Genomic DNA, 3,246 nt, shown 5'->3' on the forward strand with positions numbered 1-3,246 from the left:
GGTGTGGGGGGTCGTCCCCCCACAAGGAGTAGGCACAAAGGGCTCACGTATCTGATGTTTCCGCTGGATGCCGAGGGCGTGACCGTGCGCCCGATCGGGCGGCTGGACGGCAAGCCCGCGTTCGCCGAGCTGTTCCTCGACAAGGTGTTCGTCCCGGACGAGGACGTCATCGGCGCGCCCGGGAACGGCTGGCGGGTCGCGATGGCCACGGCCGGCAACGAGCGCGGCCTCACGCTGCGCAGCCCCGGGCGGTTCACGGCGGCGGCCGAGCGGCTCGTGGAGCTGTGGAAGGAGCGCGCCGACCCGTCCGACACGGCGCTGCGGGACCGGGTCGCCGACATCTGGATCAGGTCGCGGGCGTACCGGCTGAAGGGGTTCGAGACGATCTCGCGGAGCGACGACATCGGGTCCGAGTCCAGCCTGAACAAGATCTTCTGGTCGGAGCTGGACGTGGCGCTGCACGAGACGGCGCTCGACCTGCTCGGCCCGGACGGCGAGCTGGCGTCGGAGTGGCTGGAGAACTACGTGTTCTCGCTGGCCGGCCCCATCTACGCGGGCACCAACGAGATCCAGCGCAACGTCATCGCCGAGCGCCTGCTCGGCCTGCCGAGGGGATCACGATGAGGTTCGTTCTCTCCGCCGAGCAGCGGATGTTCGGCGAGACGCTGCGCAAGGTGCTGGCCGGCGGCGCGAAGGCGGCCCGCTCGTGGGCGGCCGGGGACACCGGTCCCGGACGGGAGCTGTGGGCGGCGGTCGCCGAGGCCGGGGTGTTCGCGGTGGCCGTGCCGGAGGAGTCCGGCGGTGCCGGGCTGCTGCCGGTCGAGCTGGTCGTCGCGATGGAGGAGCTGGGCCGCGCCGCCGCGCCCGGCCCGTACGTCGAGACGCTCGCCGCCGCCGAGCTGCTGGGCGGGTCGCCGTGGCTGCCGCGGATCGCGGAGGGCGAGGCGATCGTGTCGCTGGCCGTCCCGCACGCGCTGGACGCCGACGTCGCCGACCTCGTGCTGACCGTGGACGGCGTCGAGCGGCAGCCCGGGGAGGCGCTGACCTCCCTCGACCCGGCGCGGCGGCTGTTCCGCGTCGAGGGCGGTGCCGGTTTCACCGAACTGGGCGCGCTGCTGTGCGCGGCGCAGCAGGTCGGGCTCGGGCAGGCGCTGCTGGACGTGTCCGTCGAGTACGCCAAGACGCGGCAGCAGTTCGGGCGTCCGATCGGCGAGTACCAGGCGATCAAGCACCACCTGGCGAGCGCGATGGTCGAGCTGGAGTTCGCCCGCCCGCTGCTCTACGGGGCGGCGCTGTCGTACGGGACGCCGGACTTCGCGCGGGACGCGTCGGCCGCCAAGGCCGCCGCGTCCGAGGCGTCCTACGGGCTGGCCAAGACCGCCCTCCAGGTGCACGGCGCGATCGGCTACACCGACGAGTACGACCCGTCGCTGTGGATCCGCAAGGCGCGGGCCCTGTACTCGGCGTGGGGCTCGGTGGCCGAGCACAGGGCGCGGGTCATGTCCGCGGTTTGAGGTCGACCCGCCGGACCTTGCCGGACGCGGTCTTCGGGAGGTCGTCCACGAAGACGACCTCCCGGGGGACCTTGAAGTTCGCGAGCCGCTCCCGGCAGTGCGCGATCAGCTCCTCGGCGGTGGCCTCCCGGCCGGGGCGCAGCCGGACGTGGGCGCGGCCGACCTCGCCCATGCGCGCGTCCGGGATGCCGACGACGCCCGACTCGGCGACCGCGTCGTGCCGGGCGAGGACGTCCTCGACCTCGGCCGGGTACACGTTGAAGCCGCCGACGACGAACATCTCCTTGGTCCGGCCGGTGATGGTGAGGTTGCCGCGCTCGTCGAGGCGCCCGCGGTCGCCGGTGTCCAGCCACCCGTCGCGGATGGTCTTGGCGGTCTCCTCGGGCTCGCCGAGGTAGCCCTTCATCACGTTGTAGCCGCGGACGAGGACCGCGCCGTCCGTGCCCGCCGGGACCGCATGCCCCTTGTCGTCGACGATGGAGATCTCGACGTCGGCGATGGCCCTGCCGCACGTGGTCGCAATGGTCTCGTCATCGTCGTCCACCGAGCACGCCGACACGGTGCCGGACGACTCCGTCAGCCCGTACGCGGTGACGACCTGCGGGAACAACTCGGCCTTGATGCGCCGCACCAGCGTGACCGGCACGTCCGCGGCGCCCGTCACGGCGAGGCGGAGCGAGGAGAGGTCGTGGTCGTCCTTGCCCGGGGCGTCGAGCAGCGAGGTGTAGATGGTCGGCGGGCCGGGCAGGACGGTGACCTTCTCCTGCTCGATCAGGCGCAGCGTCTCCGGGACGTCGAAGGTGCGCTGCAGCACCATCGTGGCGCCCTTCAGCAGGCACGCCAGCACGCCCGCCTTGTAGCCGAACGTGTGGAACATCGGGTTGGCGATGAGGTAGCGGTCGCCGGCGTGCACGCCGGTGCGTCCCGTCCAGGCCGTGTACGTCCGGACGTTCTGCTCATGGGTGCACATGGCGCCCTTGGGCTTGCCGGTCGTCCCGGACGTGAACAGGATGTCGGCGATGTCGTCCGGGCGGACCGCCGCCGCGCGCGCGTCGGCCTCCTCGGGCGACACGGCCTTGGATACGAACTCGTCCCAGGCGATGACGCCCGGACGCGCCGTCCCGTTGAAGGTGACGACGCTCTCCAGCGCGGGCAGGCCGGGGATGGCGCCCGACTCGTCCAGCCCGAGCATGCCGGGGTAGTCGATGCCGAGGAACCCGTCCTCGACGAACAGGACCTTCACCTCGGCCTTGGTGAGCGGCCAGCGCGCCTCGTCGCCCTTGAACCGGGTGTTGAGCGGGACGAGCGTCGCGCCCGCGCCCATGGCGCCGAGCACGGTGACGATCCAGGACAGGCCGTTGGGCGCCCAGATGGCGATCCGGTCCCCCGGCTCGATCCCGGCACCGGCGAACGCGCCCGCCGCCTCGCGGACCCGCTCCCGCAGCCCGGCGTAGGTGACCCGGACACCGCCGTCCACGACCGCCTCCGCGTCCGGAAACTCCTTCGCGGCCCGCGCCAGCAACCCCGGAATCGTCAGCTCGCTCATAACCCTCCATGATGGGCGCGGCCGGAGCCTATCGCGCTCCCGCATCCCGCTCATCGGTACCCCCGGTACGTTACCTAACGCGAGGGTCATTCACTTTTGTCCGAATCGGTGTTTCACTCGATGGAGATTCGTGGCCCCCCCACCCCGGTCGAGGTGCCCATGCCCTTCCGTCGCTCCCTCCACGTC

General features: G+C 72.1%; 3 protein-coding genes. 2 read left to right on the forward strand and 1 reads right to left on the reverse strand.

The features are described 5' to 3' along the window. Window positions 1-54 precede the first annotated feature (54 nt). Window positions 55-624, forward strand: a complete 570-nt coding sequence (locus E1293_RS45835) for an acyl-CoA dehydrogenase family protein (protein WP_424923736.1) — start codon at window positions 55-57, stop codon at window positions 622-624. Further along, window positions 621-1,514 carry an acyl-CoA dehydrogenase family protein gene (locus E1293_RS45840; RefSeq protein ID WP_132206257.1) on the forward strand — a complete coding sequence of 298 codons (894 nt, stop codon included), beginning with the start codon at window positions 621-623 and terminating at the stop codon, window positions 1,512-1,514. The genes E1293_RS45835 and E1293_RS45840 overlap by 4 nt, the downstream gene beginning before the upstream one ends. On the opposite strand, the gene E1293_RS45845 is transcribed toward E1293_RS45840, so the two are convergent. Further along, window positions 1,498-3,060, reverse strand: a complete 1,563-nt coding sequence (locus tag E1293_RS45845; RefSeq protein WP_132206259.1) for a FadD3 family acyl-CoA ligase — start codon at window positions 3,058-3,060, stop codon at window positions 1,498-1,500. The two genes, E1293_RS45840 and E1293_RS45845, sit on opposite strands and share 17 nt — an antisense overlap. Window positions 3,061-3,246: the final 186 nt, after the last annotated feature.

The sequence above is a fragment of the Actinomadura darangshiensis genome (genome assembly GCF_004349235.1).
GTDB lineage: Bacteria > Actinomycetota > Actinomycetes > Streptosporangiales > Streptosporangiaceae > Spirillospora > Spirillospora darangshiensis.

Coding starts and splice junctions, on each gene's coding strand:
- E1293_RS45845 (WP_132206259.1), bottom strand. CDS start 3,060: ATGAGCGAGCTGACGATTCCGGGGTTGCTGGCGCGGGCCGCGAAGGAG.
- E1293_RS45835 (WP_424923736.1), top strand. CDS start 55: ATGTTTCCGCTGGATGCCGAGGGCGTGACCGTGCGCCCGATCGGGCGG.
- E1293_RS45840 (WP_132206257.1), top strand. CDS start 621: ATGAGGTTCGTTCTCTCCGCCGAGCAGCGGATGTTCGGCGAGACGCTG.